The sequence below is a fragment of the Mycobacteriales bacterium genome (genome assembly GCA_035504215.1).
In the GTDB taxonomy this organism is placed as follows: domain Bacteria; phylum Actinomycetota; class Actinomycetes; order JAFAQI01; family JAFAQI01; genus DATAUK01.
On sequence record DATJSI010000090.1, the window covers coordinates 37,244 to 56,288 of the forward strand.

Annotated in this window: 19 protein-coding genes and 1 tRNA gene; 15 read left to right on the forward strand and 5 right to left on the reverse strand. The window is 68.1% G+C overall.

Going from position 1 to position 19,045, the window contains the following annotated elements:
• Position 1 precedes the first annotated feature (1 nt).
• Positions 2-74, forward strand: a tRNA-Arg gene (locus tag VME70_11360).
• A gap of 115 nt (positions 75-189) precedes the next feature.
• Positions 190-1,380 (forward strand): IS481 family transposase, encoded by a 1,191-nt coding sequence (locus VME70_11365; GenBank protein ID HTW20795.1) that lies wholly within the window; start codon positions 190-192, stop codon positions 1,378-1,380.
• A 164-nt stretch (positions 1,381-1,544) separates the two neighbouring features.
• Here VME70_11365 and VME70_11370 read toward each other — a convergent pair whose 3' ends face one another.
• Positions 1,545-2,300 (reverse strand): AraC family transcriptional regulator, encoded by a 756-nt coding sequence (locus VME70_11370; GenBank protein ID HTW20796.1) that lies wholly within the window; start codon positions 2,298-2,300, stop codon positions 1,545-1,547.
• Positions 2,301-2,400: 100 nt separating this feature from the next.
• Between VME70_11370 and VME70_11375 the strand changes: the two genes are divergently transcribed.
• Together VME70_11375 and VME70_11380 are read left to right on the forward strand one after the other, a co-directional pair.
• Positions 2,401-2,835: a DUF2000 domain-containing protein gene (locus tag VME70_11375; protein ID HTW20797.1), complete on the forward strand. Its 435-nt coding sequence runs from the start codon at positions 2,401-2,403 to the stop codon at positions 2,833-2,835.
• Positions 2,836-2,977: 142 nt separating this feature from the next.
• On the forward strand, positions 2,978-4,174 hold the full coding sequence (locus tag VME70_11380; protein ID HTW20798.1) for a YncE family protein: 1,197 nt from the start codon (positions 2,978-2,980) through the stop codon (positions 4,172-4,174).
• A gap of 34 nt (positions 4,175-4,208) precedes the next feature.
• Here VME70_11380 and VME70_11385 read toward each other — a convergent pair whose 3' ends face one another.
• Positions 4,209-4,634: a cyclic nucleotide-binding domain-containing protein gene (locus VME70_11385; GenBank protein HTW20799.1), complete on the reverse strand. Its 426-nt coding sequence runs from the start codon at positions 4,632-4,634 to the stop codon at positions 4,209-4,211.
• A gap of 121 nt (positions 4,635-4,755) precedes the next feature.
• On the opposite strand from VME70_11385, the gene VME70_11390 reads away from it, so the two are divergent.
• The 5 genes from VME70_11390 (at position 4,756) to VME70_11410 (ending at position 8,273) form a co-directional block, all read left to right on the forward strand.
• Entirely contained in the window at positions 4,756-5,508 is a 753-nt protein-coding gene (locus VME70_11390; GenBank protein HTW20800.1) for a GAF domain-containing protein, read from the forward strand.
• A gap of 44 nt (positions 5,509-5,552) precedes the next feature.
• Positions 5,553-6,320 (forward strand): S8 family serine peptidase, encoded by a 768-nt coding sequence (locus tag VME70_11395; GenBank protein ID HTW20801.1) that lies wholly within the window; start codon positions 5,553-5,555, stop codon positions 6,318-6,320.
• Positions 6,313-7,002 carry a Crp/Fnr family transcriptional regulator gene (locus VME70_11400; GenBank protein HTW20802.1) on the forward strand — a complete coding sequence of 230 codons (690 nt, stop codon included), beginning with the start codon at positions 6,313-6,315 and terminating at the stop codon, positions 7,000-7,002. Before VME70_11395 ends, VME70_11400 begins: the two co-directional genes overlap by 8 nt.
• A 95-nt stretch (positions 7,003-7,097) precedes the next feature.
• A complete protein-coding gene (locus VME70_11405; GenBank protein HTW20803.1) occupies positions 7,098-7,355 on the forward strand; it encodes a hypothetical protein in 258 nt (85 codons plus the stop codon).
• Positions 7,356-7,472: 117 nt separating this feature from the next.
• Positions 7,473-8,273, forward strand: coding sequence for an LLM class flavin-dependent oxidoreductase (locus VME70_11410; GenBank protein ID HTW20804.1), 801 nt, complete (start codon positions 7,473-7,475; stop codon positions 8,271-8,273).
• Between the two features lie 120 nt (positions 8,274-8,393).
• Here VME70_11410 and VME70_11415 read toward each other — a convergent pair whose 3' ends face one another.
• The 3 genes from VME70_11415 to VME70_11425 form a co-directional block, all read right to left on the reverse strand.
• Positions 8,394-9,089 carry a hypothetical protein gene (locus tag VME70_11415; protein HTW20805.1) on the reverse strand — a complete coding sequence of 232 codons (696 nt, stop codon included), beginning with the start codon at positions 9,087-9,089 and terminating at the stop codon, positions 8,394-8,396.
• A 153-nt stretch (positions 9,090-9,242) separates the two neighbouring features.
• Complete coding sequence (locus VME70_11420) at positions 9,243-10,808, reverse strand: amino acid permease (GenBank protein ID HTW20806.1); 1,566 nt, start codon at positions 10,806-10,808, stop codon at positions 9,243-9,245.
• A 20-nt stretch (positions 10,809-10,828) separates the two neighbouring features.
• Positions 10,829-11,797 (reverse strand): phosphotransferase, encoded by a 969-nt coding sequence (locus VME70_11425; protein ID HTW20807.1) that lies wholly within the window; start codon positions 11,795-11,797, stop codon positions 10,829-10,831.
• A gap of 149 nt (positions 11,798-11,946) precedes the next feature.
• On the opposite strand from VME70_11425, the gene VME70_11430 reads away from it, so the two are divergent.
• From VME70_11430 to VME70_11455, 6 genes are all read left to right on the forward strand, one after another.
• Positions 11,947-14,427 (forward strand): FAD-dependent oxidoreductase, encoded by a 2,481-nt coding sequence (locus VME70_11430; protein ID HTW20808.1) that lies wholly within the window; start codon positions 11,947-11,949, stop codon positions 14,425-14,427.
• Entirely contained in the window at positions 14,424-15,164 is a 741-nt protein-coding gene (locus VME70_11435) for a gamma-glutamyl-gamma-aminobutyrate hydrolase family protein (GenBank protein ID HTW20809.1), read from the forward strand. Before VME70_11430 ends, VME70_11435 begins: the two co-directional genes overlap by 4 nt.
• Positions 15,161-15,892, forward strand: coding sequence for a GntR family transcriptional regulator (locus VME70_11440; protein ID HTW20810.1), 732 nt, complete (start codon positions 15,161-15,163; stop codon positions 15,890-15,892). The genes VME70_11435 and VME70_11440 overlap by 4 nt, the downstream gene beginning before the upstream one ends.
• Before the next feature lie 76 nt (positions 15,893-15,968).
• Positions 15,969-17,327 carry a glutamine synthetase family protein gene (locus VME70_11445; GenBank protein HTW20811.1) on the forward strand — a complete coding sequence of 453 codons (1,359 nt, stop codon included), beginning with the start codon at positions 15,969-15,971 and terminating at the stop codon, positions 17,325-17,327.
• Positions 17,328-17,341: 14 nt separating this feature from the next.
• Entirely contained in the window at positions 17,342-18,706 is a 1,365-nt protein-coding gene (locus VME70_11450) for an aldehyde dehydrogenase family protein (protein ID HTW20812.1), read from the forward strand.
• Between the two features lie 19 nt (positions 18,707-18,725).
• Positions 18,726-19,045: SDR family NAD(P)-dependent oxidoreductase (locus VME70_11455; protein HTW20813.1), on the forward strand; the 320-nt coding region annotated here is incomplete at its 3' end.

Genomic DNA, 19,045 nt, shown 5'->3' on the forward strand with positions numbered 1-19,045 from the left:
AGCGCTCGTAGCTCAACGGATAGAGCACTTGACTACGGATCAAGAGGTTGGGGGTTCGAATCCCTCCGAGCGCGCAATTGTGGTGTGAAGGTTCGGCTGACGCTTGACGTTTGGGCTTCGGCTGATGCTTTACATGTCTTCGGCTGATGCTTGACAGCTACTTCGGTTGATTCTTGACACTCCCTCGGCATGAGGGAGATGAGCGTGGCTGAGCAGCGCTATCAGGCGGTTCTCGCGGTGATCGCGGAGGGCCGCACGATTAAGGAAGTCGCGGCGCAGTGGCGGGTGAGCCGGCAGACGGTTCACAGCTGGCTGGCGCGGTATGAGCAGGCCGGGTTGGAGGGGTTGCCGGACCGGTCGCATCGGCCGGTGTCGTGTCCGCATCAGATGCCGGCGGTGGTGGAGGCGGCGGTGTTGGAGCTGCGCCGGTCGCGTCCGTATTGGGGAGCGCGACGGATCACTCTCGAGCTTGCCCGGCGCAAGCTCGCGGATCCGGTGCCGTCGGAGTCCGCGGTCTATCGGGCGTTGGTGCGGGCGGGGGTGATCGAACCGGTGCGCCGTCATCAACGCTGCGAGCATTGGCGGCGGTGGGAGCGCGGCGTGGCGAACGAGTTGTGGCAGATGGATGTCGTGGGTGGGTTCGCGCTCGCTGATGGGTCGACCGCGAAGGCGTTGACCGGGATTGATGATCATTCACGGTTCTGCGTGTCGGCGCGGCTGATGCCCAAGGAGCGGACGCAGGCGGTCTGTGACGGGCTGGCGGCGGCGATGCGCAGCTACGGGGTGCCGGAGCAGATCCTGACCGATAACGGGAGGGTGTTTACCGGCCGGTTCGCCTCGCCGCCGGTGGAGGTGCTCTTCGACCGGATCTGCCGGGAGAACGGGGTCGAGCATCTTCTGACTGCACCCAGATCACCGACCACGACCGGGAAGGTGGAGCGGTTCCACCGCACGCTGCGGGTCGAGTTCGACACCACCCAGGTGTTCACGACGCTCAAGGTCGCGCAGCAGGCACTGGATGAGTGGGTGGACTACTACAACACCGAACGTGGTCATTCCTCGATCGGTGACCTCACCCCAGCCAGCCGGTTCCATCACCCCGGCGGCGCGACACCGGGCGGGACCCGGGTCCCGGTCGAGCACCGCCCCGACCGCGGCGGTGAGCAGTGGGTCTCACGCAAGGTCGCACCGAACGGGCTGGTCTGCGTGTCCTGGCAGCAGGTCTCGGTCGGCAAGCATTGGGCCGGCTCCCGCTGCGATGTCCTGGTCACCGACCGGGTGCTGCAATTCTGGGTCGACAACCAACTCCTGAAGACCGTCGCTCGGACCAGCACCGGCGATGTCCGCAAGAAACGAGCCCAGGCCAGCAAGACGACATAAGTTCAGATTCGGAGTGTCAAGGATCAACCGACTGACGAACGTCAGGCATCAACCGGAGGTCCACAAGCGCGCAATTGTGGTGTCGCGAGACATCGTTGCCACCTGTCTCGCGACCCAGTGTCCGCCTAGGTGAATCGCCGGGGCGGTTCAGGAGAGCCGTTTGGCTAGTACGACCGGCTGCCGAACAGGCCGGGGGTCGTGCCGGTGAACTTGGCGAAGTGGCGATGGAGATGGGCTTGGTCGAAGAAGCCGGAGGCGGTTGCGGCCGCCGCTGTGGTCCACCCGTCCAGTAACAGCCTTCTCGCGTGATCGACCCGTCGGCCGATGACATAGGCGTGAGGCGAGAGACCGTAGGCAACCCGGAAGCTGCGTGAGAGGTAGCCAATCGACCGGCCGAGCGCACTGCTTGCCTCGTTGAGGGTCACTGCCCTCGTCGCGTTTGAGTCCAAGAACTCCCTGAGGCGCTCGGCGTCTCCCTTGCTCGTGGAGAAGGAGCTTCGAGGTCCGTTCGGAGCAGCAGCGAGGTGTCGACGCAGTCCTCGAGCGACTCGATCGAGGCGCTCCTCGCCATCCAACGCTTCGTCGCGACCGCGGATCGCGTCGTGCAAGGCAACAAGCTCCTGTTTGAGTGCGACGTCGGAGATCTCCGAGCAGTCGACCGCGGGTCCGGTCAACTCGGCGGACAAGACGGTCTCGTCGAGATACAGCACCCGCTTGGTGAAGCCGGCCGCAGTCGCCGCGCGTCCGTCGTGCACAGTATGCGGCGGGAGCACAGAAACCGTGCGGGTGGAGCCACTTCTACGGCGGTGCTCAAGGTCGTACCTGATCGAACCCTCGTCCAGAACAATCACGGTCCACGCGTCGTGGGTGTGAGGCGGGTAGGCGTAGTCGACGAAGTGTGCGTGGAAGACCTCGGTCACGCCGGCGAGGGATGGACGCCATGCTTCAACTCGCTCAAGTGAGCTACCCACGATCACGAACGTACAAGACCGCGACCCCCGGCCGAATCACACTTCAGCCATGAACGACCTGGTCGACGCGCCGATCTGGATCGCTGAAAAGGCTGCCGTGGTGGTGCGTGACGACCTCGAAACCTGGCAGAAGCTCAACGTCTGCGGATTCCTCACCAGTGGTCTCGGAACCGTGCGTCCAGAGCTGATCGGACCGCCCTACCGAGACGCATCCGGTCGCGAATACACCCCAATGCTCGTCATGCCACTTCGAGTCTTCGCAGCCGATGCTGCAGGATTGCGCCGCGCGTTCGATCGAGCGACGGCACGGGATCTGCAGGTCGCCGTGTTCAGCAAGGAGATGTTCGAGACCGGCGACGACCCGAGCAACCGGGCCGCCGTCGCGACAGTTGCCACCACAGCTCTCGACCTTGTGGGCATCGCGGTGATCGGTCCACGGCGTGAGGTCGACAAAGCCCTCGACCGAGCGCGCCTCCACAACTAACTCCGACGCGTGTCGAGACCGCACGCGCCCACCGGTCTCGCGTCGGCCACCTTCCTGCCGGTCACGGCTGGTATCTACACGAGGCCTCTGCTCTCCGCCGGATGCCCCTGCGCTGCTGGTTGGCGTGGCGTACCGTTCGGGCATGATCGACAGTCGGCCTCGCGTTGTGGCGTTGGCAGCCGGCTGTGCTGTGGTCACGGTCGCCGCCATCGCTCCGTCCTCATTTGCGGCGACGGGCCGACATAGGCATCCGCGCACGGTCGTGACGATCAAGGTCGGCAAGGACCCGCAGGCGCTGGCGTTCACGCCGAACAGCAAGCACCTTTACGTCGTCAACGAGGCTTCGGACACCGTGACTCCGATCAGCATGCGCTCGTTCAAGGCGAGCCATGCGATTTCGGTGGGAAGCGATCCGGACGCAATCGTGATCACAGCCAACGGCAAGACGGCGCTGGTCGCCAACGCCGGGTCAGCGTCAGTGACCCCGATCGCCACGGGTACCGATAAGGCGGGTAAGCCGATCCCGGTCGGCACCGGGCCGTCCGCGATCACGATCTCGCAGGCGACCAGACGCGCCTACGTGGTCGACAGCGGCTCCGGCGGTGTGACCCCGATCAGCTTGTCCTCCCACCGGCCGTTGACGGAGATTCCCACCGGATCCGGAGCCGATGCCATCACCGTGCTACCTGGCGGGCGGACCGGCTATGTCGCGAACTTCATCGCCGACACCGTCACTCCCCTCGACCTCGCCCATGACACGGCCGCCGCCCCAATCCCTGTGGGCAGTCATCCCGATGCAATCGTGGCCACCCCCAACGGGAAGAAGGTGTACGCCGCGAACTTCGACTCGGGCACTGTCACACCGATCAACACCGTTACAGACAAGGCGGGGTCACCGATCTCCGTGGGGAAGGAACCCGTTCAGTTGGCGGTCACCCCGAATGGGAAGGAGCTGCTGGTCGCGAACTATCAGTCGAACACCGTTTCGATCGTCAGCACCGCCTCGAACCGGGTCCGCAAGACCCTCAAGGTCGGCAAAGAGCCGATGGCGCTAGCCATTGAAAGGCATCACAATCTCGCCATCGTCGCCGCAGACGGGTCAGAGACCATGACCGTCATCGACATGTCGAAGAACCGAAAGAAGAAGACAATCAAAACGGGCGGTGGCACCGACGGCATTGCCTTCTCCCCAAACGCCTCGCTGAACGCGGGCTACCTGGCGTCGATCATCCCGACCCCAGGGCTGACAACGAGCACGGTCATAGGCACGGCCGCCGTCAGGTGTGCCGCCGACGCAAGCAGAGCGACCGCAGGGCAAGGCGAGTGCCTCAATCAGTAGCCGCGTTCCCACGCCGCCGGGCGGCGCGCCCTAGCTAGGAGCTTGCTGCCGCCTCGGAGCGGCGGAACCGCGCGCACATACCGAGCAGCAACGCTTTAGCGATGGAAGGCTCCTCGTCGAGCAGCGGCCGGAAGTCCCAGGACGTGAGCGCAACGGTCGTCATCGGGGTGTCGACCGTCACCGTCGCCGACCGGGGCTGGCCGTCGATCATCGAGATCTCGCCGAAGTAGTCACCGGGGCCGAGCTTGTCCCGGGCTTGGCCGCGGATGTCCACGGTGGCTGTGCCCTCGAGGATCAGATGGAAGGCCACGCCCTCCTGTCCCTCCGTGGTCAGCTGCTTGCCGGCGTCGTGATGAACGGTGCGCGTGGCTTCGGCCACTCGGTTCAGCGCGCGGCGGTTGAGTTGTCCGAACAGGTCGGTCGAACTGAGCGCCTCGACGACCGCGGGATCCGGTGCCATGTCTGCTCCTCGCGAGGAATGGTTCTCGAACTCTAGCGGCCGATCCCGCCGCGTGCGCAAGATCGGCGGAGCAGACGGATCGGTGGCGAGCGGCGTGCGGCACGCACATAATGAGCCCGCTATGACGACACCCGAGGACCTGCTCGCCGAGTTGGGGCGGGTTGCCACCGATCTCGCGCCGGCCGTGCGACCGGTCGGCAGCGAAGACCTGCTGCGTGCTTTGACCGACACTGCCCGTCAGCTCTTCGGTGCTGCCGCGTGCTCGCTCGCCCTGCTCAGCGACGACGAGTCGGAGTTGGTCTACACGACCGCCGCCGGGGAGGGCGCCGATGACATCACCGGGATGCGGATGCCGGTGAGCGAAGGCGTGGCGGGCTGGGTTGTGCAGTCGGGCCAGCCGATCGCGATCGGCGACCTCGCGAACGACCCGCGTTTCTCGCTGCAGACTGCCCAACGAACGGGATACGTGCCGCAGGCCATCCTCGCCGTACCCGTCAACTCGCCGCGTCGCACGTTGGGCGTGCTGACCCTGCTGGACCGGGATGCGCGCCGCCCGGGCGCCGAGCACGACATGACGCTGCTGAGCCTGTTCGCCGATCAGGCGGCGATCGCGCTGGAAAGCGTGCTGGCGTTCGGCGACCTCGGCCGCGTGCTGCTGCAGAGCGTTGCGGTGGCCGCGGGCGACGGCACCGATCTGGCCGGTGCCGCCGACAGGAGCGCCGCAGAGCTCACCGGCGCCGATGCCGACCTGGCTGGACTCGCGGCCGCCTTCGCGACCCTGTCCCGGCGGGGAGCCGCGGAGCGCCGGCTCGCCCACGACGTGATGCACAGCATCGCGACCTACGCCGAGCGACGGTCCCCACGGACCCGCTGAGACCGGCCTGGTCCGAGGCGTTCGCGCCGGAGGTCCTGCGGCCGGTGCTGCGGATCGACCAGCCGATCACGAAGGACTGGGCGTGGGGTGATGCCACCGGAGCCGGGGTGAGCGTTGCCGTCGTCGACAGCGGGATCGACGCTGCGCATCCGGCCGTCGGTTCGGTCGAGGACGCGGTCGCCCTGACCTGGGACCGCGACGAGGAGGAGGTGCAGTACGCGCCCGGGCCGCACGACGACCTCTACGGCCACGGCACCGCCTGTGCGGGGATCATCCGGCGGGTCGCTCCGCAGGCTCGGCTGGTCTCGGTTCGAGTACTCGGCGAGCGACTGACCGGCAAGGGGTTGGTCTTTGCCGCCGGCCTGCGCTGGGCCATCGACCATGGCGCTCGCGTCGTCAACCTGTCGTTGAGCACCGGGCGCGAGGACTACTTCGGATTGTTCCACGAGATCGCCGATGCCGCTGCGTTCGCCGGCGTCGTGCTGGTGTGTGCCACCAACAACGTCCCCGCTCCGACCTATCCCAGCCAGTTCTCCTCGGTCGTCTCGGTCGCGGCGCACGACGGCACGGATCCGTTCTCGCTCGATGCAAATCCTTCCCCGCCGGTCGACTTCGGCGCACCCGGCATCGATCTCGAGGTGCCGTGGCTCGGCGGTCGCACGATCGTGAGCACCGGCAACTCCTTCGCTGCACCGCACATCACGGGTCTGGTGGCCAGGATCCTCAGCAAGCACCCGCAGTTGACGCCGTACGACGTGAAGACCGTCCTGCGCGCGATTGCGTCGAACAGCGAGCCGATGACCGATGGCTGAGCAGGTGCCGGTCGATCAGCTGGCCGAGGTCTCGATGCTCTCCGAGCTGCCGCGTGACGTGCTCGAGCAGGTGGTCGCGGCGTCGCGGCATCGCAGCTACCCCCGTGGCCAGGTGATGTTCAGCGCAGGCGACCCCAGCGACACCCTCGTCATCGTGTTGTCGGGGCGGATCAAGGTGTTACTCAGGTCGGCCGACGGAGGGGTGCTCACGCTCTCGGTGGTCGGCGCCGGAGGCTTGATCGGCGAGCTCAGCATGATCGACGGTGGCAGTCGGTCGGCGGACGCAGAGGTCCTCGAGGCGGTCGAGGTTCTGCTCGTCCCTGCAGCCGTCGTCGCGGATCTCCAACAGCGGTATCCCGCGGTGACGGCGGCGATGCTCAGGTCGGTGGCGGCCGGCTTCCGGCGGCTGACCGACGCGGTTGCGGACCTGGTGTTCCTCGACCTGCCGCGCCGGGTGGCCAAGCAGCTGTTGGACCAGCCACGCGACGCCGACGGCGTCGTGGATCTCGGGCTGAGCCAGAGCGAGCTGTCGCAGCAGGTAGCCGGGACTCGGCAGAGCGTCAACCAGGCATTGCGCGGATTCGAACGCCGCGGTTGGATTTACCTGCGCGGTCGCTTGGTCGTGCTTCGGGACCCGGTCGCGCTCGCCAATTTTGCCGGCGAAGAGGTGTCGGCAACTTGACAGGGCGGGCGTCATCGGCGCGACGGACAACGGGGGGTGTGACCGGCACGCTGTGAAGCGTCCGGTCATCGGAACCGGGAGGCAGAGGAGTCGACATGACTGAGGACATCAACACCAGCGAGGACGAGACCAGCGGCCATCGGTTCCTCGCTCCGAGCGCCACCGACAACGACGACGTCGCCGGTCACCACCGGGAGCCCCCGGGTGCCACCGAGGACGACGATGTTGCGGGTCACCACCGGGAGCCCCCGGGCGCGACCGAGGACGACGACGTCGCGGGTCACCACCGGGAGCCTCCGGGCGCGACCGACGGCGACGACGACGTTGCGGGACACGTGCGGTTCCAGCCGTAGCGCAACCGCGGGCCGGCGCGCCTTCACACCGACCGGCCCGCACGAGATGGGCGGACCATGGGCTTGGCCCTGGTCCGCCCACCTGTGTCGCCACCGCACGGCCGTTAGGTTGTGGCGATGCGCTTCGGCGTCTCGCTGCCGATCTTCGACCGGCTCGCCGACCCGGTCGTCCTCGCCGAGCTTGCCGCTGTCGCTGAGCAGGCCGGCTGGGACGGAGTGTTCGTCTGGGACCACCTGCAGTACCGGCCTCCGATCACCTCGGCCACCGATCCCTGGATCGCTCTAGCGGCGATGGCGGCCCGCACCGAGCGGGTATTGCTCGGGCCGATGGTCACACCGCTCGCCCGTCGAAGACCGCAGGTCGTGGCCCGCCAGCTGGTCGCGCTCGACCAGCTCGCCCGCGGCCGCGTGATCTTCGGGGCCGGTCTCGGCCTCGACGCCAGCGGTGAGGAGTTCAGCCGGTTCGGCGAACCCACCAATGTCCGGCTCCGCGCAGAGATGTTCGATGAGGCCCTGACCGTCCTCGGCGCCCTTCTCACCGGCGAGCCGGTGAACCATGAGGGCCGGCACTATGCCGCGAGCAATGTGCAGTTCCGTCCGCCGCCGTACCGCGACCGCATTCCGATCTGGATCGCCGCCCGGTGGCCGAACCGCGCACCGATGCGACGGGCGGCCCGGTTCGACGGAGTCAACGTGATCGACCTCGGCGTCGAGCACCTGCCGGCCGTCCTTGCAACCATCGGCGCCGAGCGGCCGGAGGGTACGGCGGGGTTCGACGTGGTCGTCGGAGCCGGACCCGGCGCCGATCCCCGCCCGTGGGCGGACGCGGGCGCGACCTGGCTGCTAACCGGGTTCGATGCGTTCACGGTGACCGTCGCCGGTGTCGAGGCGGTGCTAAGGAATGGCCCACGACGGTGAGAGTGCGCAGGCTCCGGACGCGACGCGGAAGCTGTCGATCACCGTGGCCGGCTGACCTGCCGGTTGCGGTGGCCGGCCCGGGCCGGGTAGCCGCCGAGCCCAACCCGGCCCAGGCCGGCGCTACGGCTGGGTCGTGGTATTGGTCGTGGTGTTGGCGCTGTAGGCGGGGTCCGACGGAATCGTCTCCGTCGTCGCCGTCGGCTTGCGCCAGCTCGACGACGCTCGCCGCCCGGTCGTGGTGGCGCCGGTGGTTGCCGGCTGCGGCTCCGTGGTGCCCTCCGGGTACGCCGGCAGCTGGACCACCTCGACGTCCGGGTCGGCGACGGGCGCGGCTGTCACGACTCCGGAGACACTCGCTCGCCCGCTCGCAGCCGCGGCCAGGAAGATGATCACCAGGCCCAGACCAGTGAACATTCCGATCCGCTCGAGCACGGCGTGATCGGTCGACCCGATCGGCGTACCGATGTTCCCGGCGCTCCACAACGGCGCGATCACCGTGCCGAGCACGAACCAGGCGCCCGCGGCAGCGGCCAGCCAGCTGCCGAGCATCGCCATGCCGCGGTGCGCGGTGCCCAGAAGCATCAACCCGCCGAGGAAGGTAGCGCCGCCCGGGAGTACCTCGAGCCAACCGCGAGCGGCGGTCCACGTCCAGGTGTTGTCCGGAGTGAAGCCATAGCCGAACGAGTGGCCGAAGAAGGGGATCAAAGCGCCCCAGGCGCCCAGCAGGATCAGCAGGAACCCGATGAAGCCGCCTCGGCTGCGTGGCATCGCGAGCCGACTGGGAGTGGTGGCAGCATGCGTTACTCGCGTGGACATCCGTCTGCTCCTCACGCCGGCCGATCCGATGGCCGACACTTGTTTTGTTCCCCGTGGAGCGCGGGTTATGCCCGGAACGCGCGTCGACCGCGACCGCGGTGCCGAATCGAGGGGAGATCCGGACGCCGCCGTCGCGGTCGACGATGTCGGTGGTCAGTCGGCGGGTGCCGGCTGCTCCGGTAGGTCGATCGTGTGTTTCGGGCCGGTGAACCAGTTCTTCACCGACAGGTGCCACCACGCCCACAGGATCAACAGCGCACCCGGCACCACAAGGATCGTGTAGTTCACGTACTTCATGGCGAAGCCGGTTTCGCCTGGTACGCCGCCAAGTGATGTGGGTAGCAGCGCGATGATCGACGTGAGTGTGATCTCGACGAGCGCCACGATGCACATCCACTTGTACTTCGAGCCGAGCGTCCAGTCGCCGCCCTGGAAGCTGTCGCCTGCCTTCCAGCGGTAGTAGATCGGAATGGCAAACGCGACATAGAGCCCGATGACGCCGATCGAGACGACTGCGAAGAACGCGACCGGGACAGGCGCGCCCCCGATGTCGACCTTGGCAAGGGCAGGAAGGGTCAGGATGACGCTGATGACCGCGGAAGCGAGCACGGCGTAAACCGGGACCTTGTTGGCGTTGAGCGTTCGCCAGTACCTGCCACCCGGCACGGCGCCGTCCCGACTGAACGCGAACATCATCCGGGTGGTGCTGGTCATGCACGCAACCGTGCAGAAGAACTGCCCGGCGGTGGAGATGAGCAGCACGGTGCCGTGCCAGTTCGTGCCGAGCGCCTCCGTGAAGATCTCGTTGACCGCGCCACCCGCTGCGGTGACCTTGCTGACGTCCTGAACCGCGAACAGGAAGGACAGCAGCAGGATCCAGCCGCCGATCGCCGAGTAGAAGATCGAGCGCCAGAGGCCTTTCGCAGCGCTGTTGGCCGCGCTCTTGGTTTCCTCGGACAGGTGGGCGGATGCGTCGTAGCCGGTGATCGTGTACTGGGTGAGAATCGCGGCCAGCGGGAGGACGTAGAAGATGAATCCGGCTCCGCCGACCCGCCCGCTGAAGAATCCGGTGTTATTCACCCTGGTGGTTGCCACCGTGTGCAGGCTCGCGTGATGGCCCGGCACAAAGATCAGGATCGCGACGACGGTGAGTGCGCCGAACACGTGCCACCAGACAGAGACATTGTTCAGGATGGCGAGTAGGTGGCTGGAGAAGATGTTGATGAGCGAGGCAAGGATGAGGACCACCATGAACTCGACGAACACGCGGTTCAGCGAGTAGTGGCTCGCCCACGAACTGCTGAACGTCGACATCGTGAGGTCGAAGAAGGTCGCGCAGCCGTAGGCAACGGACGCGACGATCGCGAGCAGCCCGATCAGGTTCAGCCAGCCGGTGTAGTAGCCGGCCTTCGCGCCGCCGAGCTTCGAGGCCCACCAGTAGATGCCACCCGAGGTCGGGAAGGCGGACACCAGCTCGGACATGCAGAAGCCGATGATCAGGATGAAGCCGCCGATGATCGGCCAGCTCCAGAAGATCGCGGCCGGGCCGCCGTTGTTCCAGCCCACGCCGAAGGTGGTGAAGCAACCCGCCAGGATCGAGATGATCGAGAACGAGATCGCGAAGTTCGAGAAGCCTGACCAGGTGCGGCTCAGCTCCTGTTTGTAGCCGAGCTCAGCGAGCCGTCGTTCGTCCTCGCTGAGCTGTGCGATATCCGTCACGGACGCTCTTCCCCTCTAGCTCACGGTTCTTGGACATCAGTTATCAGGTCTTGCAGGTCAGGATCTTTGAAGAACATGAGCGCGCGCTCGTACTTGTCCATCCCCCACGCCCAGAAGTCGAAGTCGAGATCGCTGGTCGCGGCCTGGATCGATGCCCAGAGCGTCCAGCCGTAGTTCGACATCAGGCCGAGCAGCTGGGCCCGCGCGATCTTTCCCGGTGTCGCCGTCCCGTAGTAGGCGGCGATCAGCTCGACCAGTCGATCGGTCGAAAGGTGTGACTCGCTGCACAGGTTGCCGAGCTCGAAGCACGGGTCGCCGTTGCCGGAGTACTCGTAGTCGATGAACCACAGCCGCTTGCCCTTGGACATGAGGTTGGCCGCGAGCAGGTCGTTGTGGCACGGCACGGTCGGCTCGGCGCGCACACTGAGGGCGGTTCGGATCACCGACACGATCGGCATGAACTCGAGGTAGTCATCAGGCAGCCGGTAGCCGCGGCTGCGGACCACGTCGAGATAGCGACGCTGAACCTCGAACATGTCGAAGTCGGTGGCGAACCGCGGGCCGGCGTGCAGTCGCCGGCAGGTCTCGGCGACCCGGACGAGCGTCGCGCTGTCGTCCAGGTCTGCGGCGTCGAAGGTGTGCCCGTCGATCCATTCGATGGCCAGCGCGCTGACCTCGGGGGCGTAGGCGAGCACGGCCGGCGCGACGCCGGTCGAGGCCGCGGCGACGGCGTTGTGGTGCTCGGCGTCGCGATCGATGGTCAGCGCGGCGGACTGCGATGACGACAGGCGTACGACGAGCGGGCGGCCGCCGGCGGTGGTCACCTTGTAGTTGCGATTGGTGAGGCCGCCCGGGAGCAGGTCGGCCGTGAACGGCTCCATGCCGACACCGGGGATCAGGGACACCGCGACCGACAGCCGCGCGGCGTCGTCGAGCTCCGAGTCGGGCGGGCTGGCAGTCGTCATGAGGGAGCGCGTCGCAGCGGTCACGACCCTCCCTAGTCCGCGTGCTCGCACAAGGCGCCGATCCCATCCGTCGCGCGCGCTTGGCAGAGGTTGGAGGGATGCTAGGGCCTACCGGCCGGAAGGTCTATACCCCGGACCTTTTCCTCGCGCAGCCGAGAGGACATGATGTCGGCGTGACCGCGCCGCGTGACCTGCCCCAAGCCGCGCGAGTCGTGATCATCGGCGGCGGCGTCGGTGGAACGAGCGTCGCCTACCACCTCGCCGAGCTCGGCGAGCATGACGTGGTGCTGGTCGACCGCGCCGAGCTCACGAGCGGATCGACCTTCCACTCCGCCGGCCTGGTCGGCCAGCTGCGCGCCGACCCGACGCTCACCCGCATGAACATGTACTCGGTCGAGCTCTACCGCAAGCTCGCCGCCGGCGAGCACAGCCCCGGGTGGACGGAGTCGGGCGGGATCAAGCTGGCCTCCAGCCAGGAGCGGCTGGCCGAGATCCGCCGGCAGATCAGCTGGGCGCGCACTTACGACCTGCCGCTGCACGAGATCTCGGTGGCCGAGGCGGCTGAGCTGTTCCCACTGATCGACCCGGATGGGGTCGTGGGTGCGGCGTACCTGGACTCGGACGGGTACCTCGACCCGTCGCAGCTGACCTACGCCCTTGCCGCCGGCGCGCGGTCGGGCGGGGTGCGGACCTTCACGCACACCCGGGTAACGGCCGTCGAGGTGGACAACGGCCGCGTGCGGCGCGTGCGGACCGATCGCGGTGACGTCGAGTGCGAGGTCGTCGTGAACTGCGGCGGCATCTTCGCGGCCGAGATCGGCCGGCTCGCCGGGGTCCGCATCCCGCTCGTCCCGATGTCCCACCAGTACCTCGTGACCGACGCGTTCCTGCCGCGTCGCGAGCGCCCGCTGCCGACTCTGCGCGACCCCGACCTGCTGGTCTACTTCCGCCAGGAGGTCGACGGGCTGGTCATGGGCGGGTACGAGCGTGACCCTGCGGCCTACACCGCAACGTCAATCGCGTACGACGCGGTCCCCGGCGACTTCAACGGACAGCTGCTCAAGGAGGACTGGCCGCGGTTCGAGGAGATCGCGACCAACTCGCAGCGCCGCGTCCCTGCCATGGCCGAGGTCGGCGTGCGCCGGATCATCAACGGGCCGGAGGCGTTCACACCGGACAACGAGTTCTGCCTCGGCGAGACCGAGGTCGCCGGTTTCTTCGTCGCCGCCGGCTTCTGCGCCCATGGCATCGCCGGCGCCGGCGGCATCGGCAAGATCATGGCCGAGTGGATCGTCGAGGGGGAACCGAGCCTCGACGTCTGGCACATGGACATCAACCGCTTCGGCCGCCAGTGGCGGTCTCCCGGATACACCCTGTCCCGAACCGTCGAGAGCTACCAGCGCTACTACGACATCCCGTACCCCGGCCTGCAGCGTCAAGCCGGACGGCCGTTGCGCACGAGCCCGGCGTACGAGTGGCACCGCGCACATGACGCCGAGTTCGGCGAGAAGTCCGGCTGGGAGCGGGTCGACTACTACCGGTCGAACGAGACGGATGACGAGACCGAGCGGCCGCCCGGTTGGGCGGGTCGCTACTGGTCCTCCGCGATCGGTGCCGAGCATCGCGCGACCCGGGCGAGCGCCGGCTGGTTCGACGAAACGTCTTTCGCGAAGCTCGAAGTGAGCGGGCCGGAGGCCGCGACGTTTCTCGACTGGGTGTGCGACAACCGGGTTGCCCGGGAGGTCGGTGCCGTCACCTATACGCAGGCGCTGAACCATCGCGGCGGGATAGAGGCGGACTTCACCGTGACCCGCACCGCCCAGGACGTGTTCCTCATCGTCACCGGAACTGCCTACGGCACGCACGATCTGGCCTGGCTGCGCAAGCAGGCGCGGCGCCGTTTGGCCGCGGTGCGCATCGCCGACGTCACCGGTCTCTACAGCTGCTTCGCGCTCTGGGGGCCGAGCGCCCGAGGCATCCTCGGCGCGCTGACCTCTGCCGACCTCAGCCGCGAGGCGTTCGGCTTCATGACCTCGCAGGAGCTGACCATCGCCGACGTACCCGTGCGTGCCCTGCAGGTGACCTTCGTCGGCGAGCACGGTTGGGAGCTCTACGCGCCTTCCGAGTACGGCGCCCGGCTCTGGTCGCAGGTCTGGGAAGCGGGGCAAGACTTCGGGCTGGTGGCGGCCGGCTATCGCGCGATCGAGAGCATGCGGCTGGAGAAGGGCTACCGGGTGTGGAGCACGGACATCACGCCCGAGACCACGCCGTACGAAGCCGGTCTCGGGTTCTGCGTGAAGCTCGACAAGGAGGGCGGCTTCGAAGGCAGGGATGCGCTCGTGGCGGCGAAGGCGCGCGGTCTCGAGCGGAAGCTGTGTGCAATCGTCCTGGACGACCCGGCCGACGTCGTGCTGGGCAGCGAGCCGGTCGCCATCGACGGCCGGGTCGCCGGGCGGGTCACCTCGGGAGGTTACGGATACACGGTGCGCCGATCGATCGCCTACGCCTACCTCGGCGTCGAGCACGCCGTCCCGGGCACCACGGTGACCGTCGACCTGTTCGGCCGGTGGGCCCCCGGCGCAGTCGTGAAAGAGCCGGTTCTCGCTGCGGCGGCGCCGGCGACCGCCGGTTCGGCCACCGGGGGGATGTCATGACGGCGCGCCCGCGAATCGGGCTGACGACGTATCGCGAACGCGCGGTGTTCGGGGTCTGGGACGAGACCGCCGACATGTTGCCGGCGATCTATGCGGACGCGATCGAGGTCGCGGGTGGCTTGCCGATCCTCTTGCCGCCGGCGATCTGCGACGACGAGGTCGACGCAGCCGCGGAGGCGGTCCTCGACGGCGTACACGGCCTGGTGCTCTCCGGCGGTGCCGACGTCGACCCCGAGCGGTACGCCGCAAAGCGGCACGAGCGCACCGGGCCGCCGCGCCACGACAGGGACGCCTGGGAGATCGCGCTGGTCGGTGCTGCCCTCCGGCGCGATCTTCCGCTGCTCGGCGTGTGCCGCGGTATGCAGGTGCTCGCGGTCGCCCTCGGCGGCACGCTCGAGCAGCACCTGCCCGACCGGGTCGGTCACGAGGACCATGCGCACACGCCAGGCGTCCACGGGCGGCACGAGGTCCGGCTGGCCCCCGAAAGCCGGCTGGCCGGCATCGTCGGACCCGTGGCCGAGGTCGCTACCTATCACCATCAAGCGGTGGACCGGTTGCCCGACGGCGTGGTGGCGAGCGGCTGGGCAGAGGACGGCACGGTCGAGGCCTTCGACGTCTGCGACTCGACCTGGGCGGTCGGCGTCCAGTGGCACCCGGAGGTCTACAACGGGCAGTCGCTGTTTGCTGCCTTCGTCGCAGCGAGCGCCGCCTGGCGGGATGCGGAGGTGGCTGAGTGACGTCCGGCAGTGTGGAGCGGTTATGGGCCAGGTCGGTTTTCTCACCGGTGCCGGTCCGCAACGCCTTCGAGGTGACGGTCGAGCGGCTGGCTCGGTCGATCCGGCTCGGTGTGCTCGCCGGCGGGGAGCAGCTGCCACCGGAGCGCGAGCTCGCAGAGACCTTCGGGGTGTCCCGGGTGACCCTGCGGGAGGCGATCAAGGCGCTGCGGGCCGCGGACCTGGTCGAGTCCCGGCGCGGGCGTGGCGGCGGCACCTTCGTCGTGGCCCCGCGCGCCGCGTCGCCCGCGCGCACCAACCAGATCGATCCCTCGGTCATGCCTGCGCTGAACGACACCCTGGAGCTGCGCCGAATCGTCGAGCCCGGAGCCGCCGCGCTGGCGGCCGGCCGGGCCTTGTCCGCTGCGGACCGCGCGACCCTCGCCCGTTGCCTTCGGGAGTCGACCGAGTGCAGCCCGGAAGCGCGGCGGCTCGCGGACAGCCGGCTGCACATGGCGATCGCGGCGGCGGGCGAGAGCGCTTCGGTCGCGGCCGTGGTGGCCGACGTTCAGATGCGCCTCACCGAGCTGCTGCGCGCGATTCCGGTCATTCCGGCAAACATCCAGCACTCCGACCGGCAGCACGCCGCGATCGTGGCGGCCATCCTGGCCGGTCAGCCGGAGCTGGCGCGGACCGAGATGGAGGAGCACGTCGACGGCACCGCCGCGCTGCTGCGCGGCCTGCTGAGCTGAGCCCGATCGGATCGCGGCGTACCGACTCCGGTCGCGGAGAGGTACGGTCAGCAGACCTTCAGGAGGGGAGACGGCGATGCCGGTAGCACCGCTGACGCTGGACGAGTTGCGGGCGGACGTGGCGGGCGGGGCGATCGACACCGTCATCGTCGCCATCATCGACATGCAAGGCCGGTTGCAGGGCAAGCGCTGCGACGCCGAGTTCTTCCTCGACGCAGTGGCCGGACACGGCACCGAAGGTTGCAACTACCTGCTCGCCGTCGACGTCGAGATGAACACCGTCGACGGCTACGCGATGTCGTCCTGGGAGCGCGGCTACGGCGACCTTGTCATGGCGCCAGACTTCGCAACGCTGCGCCGGGTGCCGTGGATGCCGGGTACGGCGATGGTGCTCGCCGACGTCGAGTGGCTGGACGGCCAGCCGGTGCTCGAGTCACCCCGGCAGGTGCTCAAACGCCAGCTCGACCGGCTGGCCGAGCGCGGCTGGGTGGCGATGGTCGGGACAGAGCTCGAGTTCATCGTGTTCGAGGACAGCTACGAGCAGGCGTGGGACAAGCGCTACGTCGACCTCATCCCGTCGAACCAGTACAACGTCGATTACTCGATCCTCGGCACGAGCCGGATCGAGCCGCTGCTGCGAGCGATCCGGCTGGGCATGCGTGGTGCGGGGATGGAGGTCGAGTCGGCGAAGGGCGAGTGCAACCCCGGCCAGCACGAGATCGCATTCCGCTATGCGGATGCGCTCAAGACGTGCGACAACCACTCGATCTACAAGACCGGTGCGAAGGAGATCGCCTCGCAGCAGGGGTCGTCGCTCACCTTCATGGCCAAGTACAACGAGCGCGAAGGCAACTCGTGCCACATCCACCTGTCGCTGCGGACGGTGGACGGCGAGCCGGTCTTCGCCGGCGACCGAGAGCACGGCGTGTCCGAGGTGTTCCAGCACTTTCTCGCCGGCCAGCTTGCCGGGCTGCGCGAGATGGCCTACTTCCTCGCGCCGAACATCAACTCCTACAAGCGCTACCAGGCCGGCACGTTCGCGCCGACGGCGGTCATGTGGGGTTTCGACAACCGAACCTGCTCGATCCGCCTGGTCGGCCACGGCTCCAGCCTCCGGTACGAGAACCGCGTGCCCGGAGGCGACGTCAACCCGTACCTCGCGGTGGCGGCAATGATCGCCGCCGGCCTGCACGGGGTCGAGAACGAGCTCGCGCTCGAGCCCGCCTTCGCCGGCAACGCCTACGTCGCCGACGCGCCCCGGGTGCCGACCTCGCTCGCGGAAGCGGCCAAGCTGTTGGAGGCCAGCTACATCGCCCGTGAGGCGATGGGAGATGTGGTCGTCGACCACTACACCAACGCCGCCAACGTCGAGATCGCTGCGTTCAACGCGGCGGTGACCGACTGGGAGCGGATCCGCAGCTTCGAGCGCATGTAAGGACGAGCCGAACAGTGACCACGACGTACGACGTCATCAATCCCGCGACCGAGGCAGTCGTCACGACGGTCGAGCTGACCGACGCTGCGACGACCGATGCCGCGATCGCGAGGGGCCGCAAGGCGTTCGACCGCTGGCGGGGGATGAGCCCAGGGGACCGCGCGAGGCTGCTGCGCCGGTTCGCCGAAGCGGTCGACGCCGACCGCGAGCACCTGGCCGAGCTCGAGGTTGCGAACTCCGGCCACACGATCGGCAACGCGCGGTGGGAAGCGGGCAACGTGCGCGATGTGATCGCGTACTACTCGGCGACACCGGAGCGCCTGATCGGCCAGCAGATTCCGGTGCCCGACGGCATCGACATCACCTTCTACGAGCCGCTCGGTGTCGTCGGCGTGATCGTCCCGTGGAACTTCCCGATGCCGATCGCGTCGTGGGGATTCGCGCCCGCGCTCGCGGCCGGCAACACGGTGGTGCTGAAGCCGGCCGAGGTCACGCCGCTGACCGCGATCCGGCTCGGTGAGCTCGCGCTCGAGGCCGGGATCCCGGAGGGCGTCTTCCAGGTCCTGCCCGGCAAGGGCAGTGTCGTCGGTCAGCGCTTCATCGACTCGCCGGACGTCGCGAAGCTGGTCTTCACCGGATCGACCGAAGTCGGTCGGGCCGTCATGGTCGGATGCGCGGCGCACGTGAAGCCGGTTACCCTCGAGCTGGGCGGCAAGAGCGCGAACGTGGTTTTTGCGGACGCCGACCTCGAGCGGGCGGCCGCGACCGCGCCGTACGCCGTCTTCGACAACGCCGGTCAGGACTGCTGTGCGCGGTCACGGATCCTGGTCGAGCGCAGCGCGTACGACGCGTTCATGGCGAACTTCGAGGTCGCGGTGCGCGGAGTCGTCGTGACCGACCCGAGCGACGAGAAGGCCGAGATGGGTCCGCTGATCACAGCGGCGCATCGGGAGACGGTCGCGTCGTTCGTTCCGGACGAGTCGCTGGTCGCGTTCCGCGGGTCGGCGCCCGAGGGTCCCGGTTTCTGGTACCCGCCGACAGTGCTCACGCCGACCGACCCGCGGGACCGGGTGATGCGCGAGGAGATCTTCGGGCCGGTGGTTGCCGTCGTACCGTTCGACGACGAGGCGGACGCGATCCGGATCGCCAACGACAGCGAGTTCGGGCTGTCGGGCTCGATCTGGACCAACGACGTCGGCAAGGCGATCCGCGTGAGTCGCGGTATCGAGTCGGGCAACCTGTCGGTCAACTCGCACTCGTCGGTGCGCTACTGGACGCCGTTCGGCGGCTACAAGTCCTCCGGCCTCGGTCGCGAGCTGGGCCCGGACGCGCCGTTGGCCTTCACCGAGACCAAGAACGTCTTCATCTCGACCACCTGACGCGTTAAGGAGCGTGGACATGCCAGAAGGGTCCGGCCGGCTGGCCGGCAAGGTCGCCGTTGTGACCGGCGCGGGCAGCGGAATCGGCTTGGCCACCGTTCGACGCTTCTCGACCGAGGGCGCGAAGGTCGTCTGCGCAGACGTCGACCCGACGTCGGGTCAAGCGGCAGCCGACGAGGTGGGCGGCCTGTTCGTGCCCGTCGACGTGACCTCGGAGTCCGACGTGCGCCGGATGTTCGACACTGCCGTGCAGACCTTCGGCGGCCTGGACGTCGTGTTCAACAACGCCGGCATCTCGCCGCCCGACGATGACTCGATCCTGACCACCGGCATGGACGC

Bases quoted from the DNA above. Each gene is read 5' to 3' on its own strand.
- VME70_11365 (HTW20795.1), top strand. From the start codon at position 190: ATGAGGGAGATGAGCGTGGCTGAGCAGCGCTATCAGGCGGTTCTCGCG.
- VME70_11375 (HTW20797.1), top strand. From the start codon at position 2,401: ATGAACGACCTGGTCGACGCGCCGATCTGGATCGCTGAAAAGGCTGCC.
- VME70_11380 (HTW20798.1), top strand. From the start codon at position 2,978: ATGATCGACAGTCGGCCTCGCGTTGTGGCGTTGGCAGCCGGCTGTGCT.
- VME70_11385 (HTW20799.1), bottom strand. From the start codon at position 4,634: ATGGCACCGGATCCCGCGGTCGTCGAGGCGCTCAGTTCGACCGACCTG.
- VME70_11390 (HTW20800.1), top strand. From the start codon at position 4,756: ATGACGACACCCGAGGACCTGCTCGCCGAGTTGGGGCGGGTTGCCACC.
- VME70_11400 (HTW20802.1), top strand. From the start codon at position 6,313: ATGGCTGAGCAGGTGCCGGTCGATCAGCTGGCCGAGGTCTCGATGCTC.
- VME70_11405 (HTW20803.1), top strand. From the start codon at position 7,098: ATGACTGAGGACATCAACACCAGCGAGGACGAGACCAGCGGCCATCGG.
- VME70_11410 (HTW20804.1), top strand. From the start codon at position 7,473: ATGCGCTTCGGCGTCTCGCTGCCGATCTTCGACCGGCTCGCCGACCCG.
- VME70_11415 (HTW20805.1), bottom strand. From the start codon at position 9,089: ATGTCCACGCGAGTAACGCATGCTGCCACCACTCCCAGTCGGCTCGCG.
- VME70_11435 (HTW20809.1), top strand. From the start codon at position 14,424: ATGACGGCGCGCCCGCGAATCGGGCTGACGACGTATCGCGAACGCGCG.
- VME70_11445 (HTW20811.1), top strand. From the start codon at position 15,969: ATGCCGGTAGCACCGCTGACGCTGGACGAGTTGCGGGCGGACGTGGCG.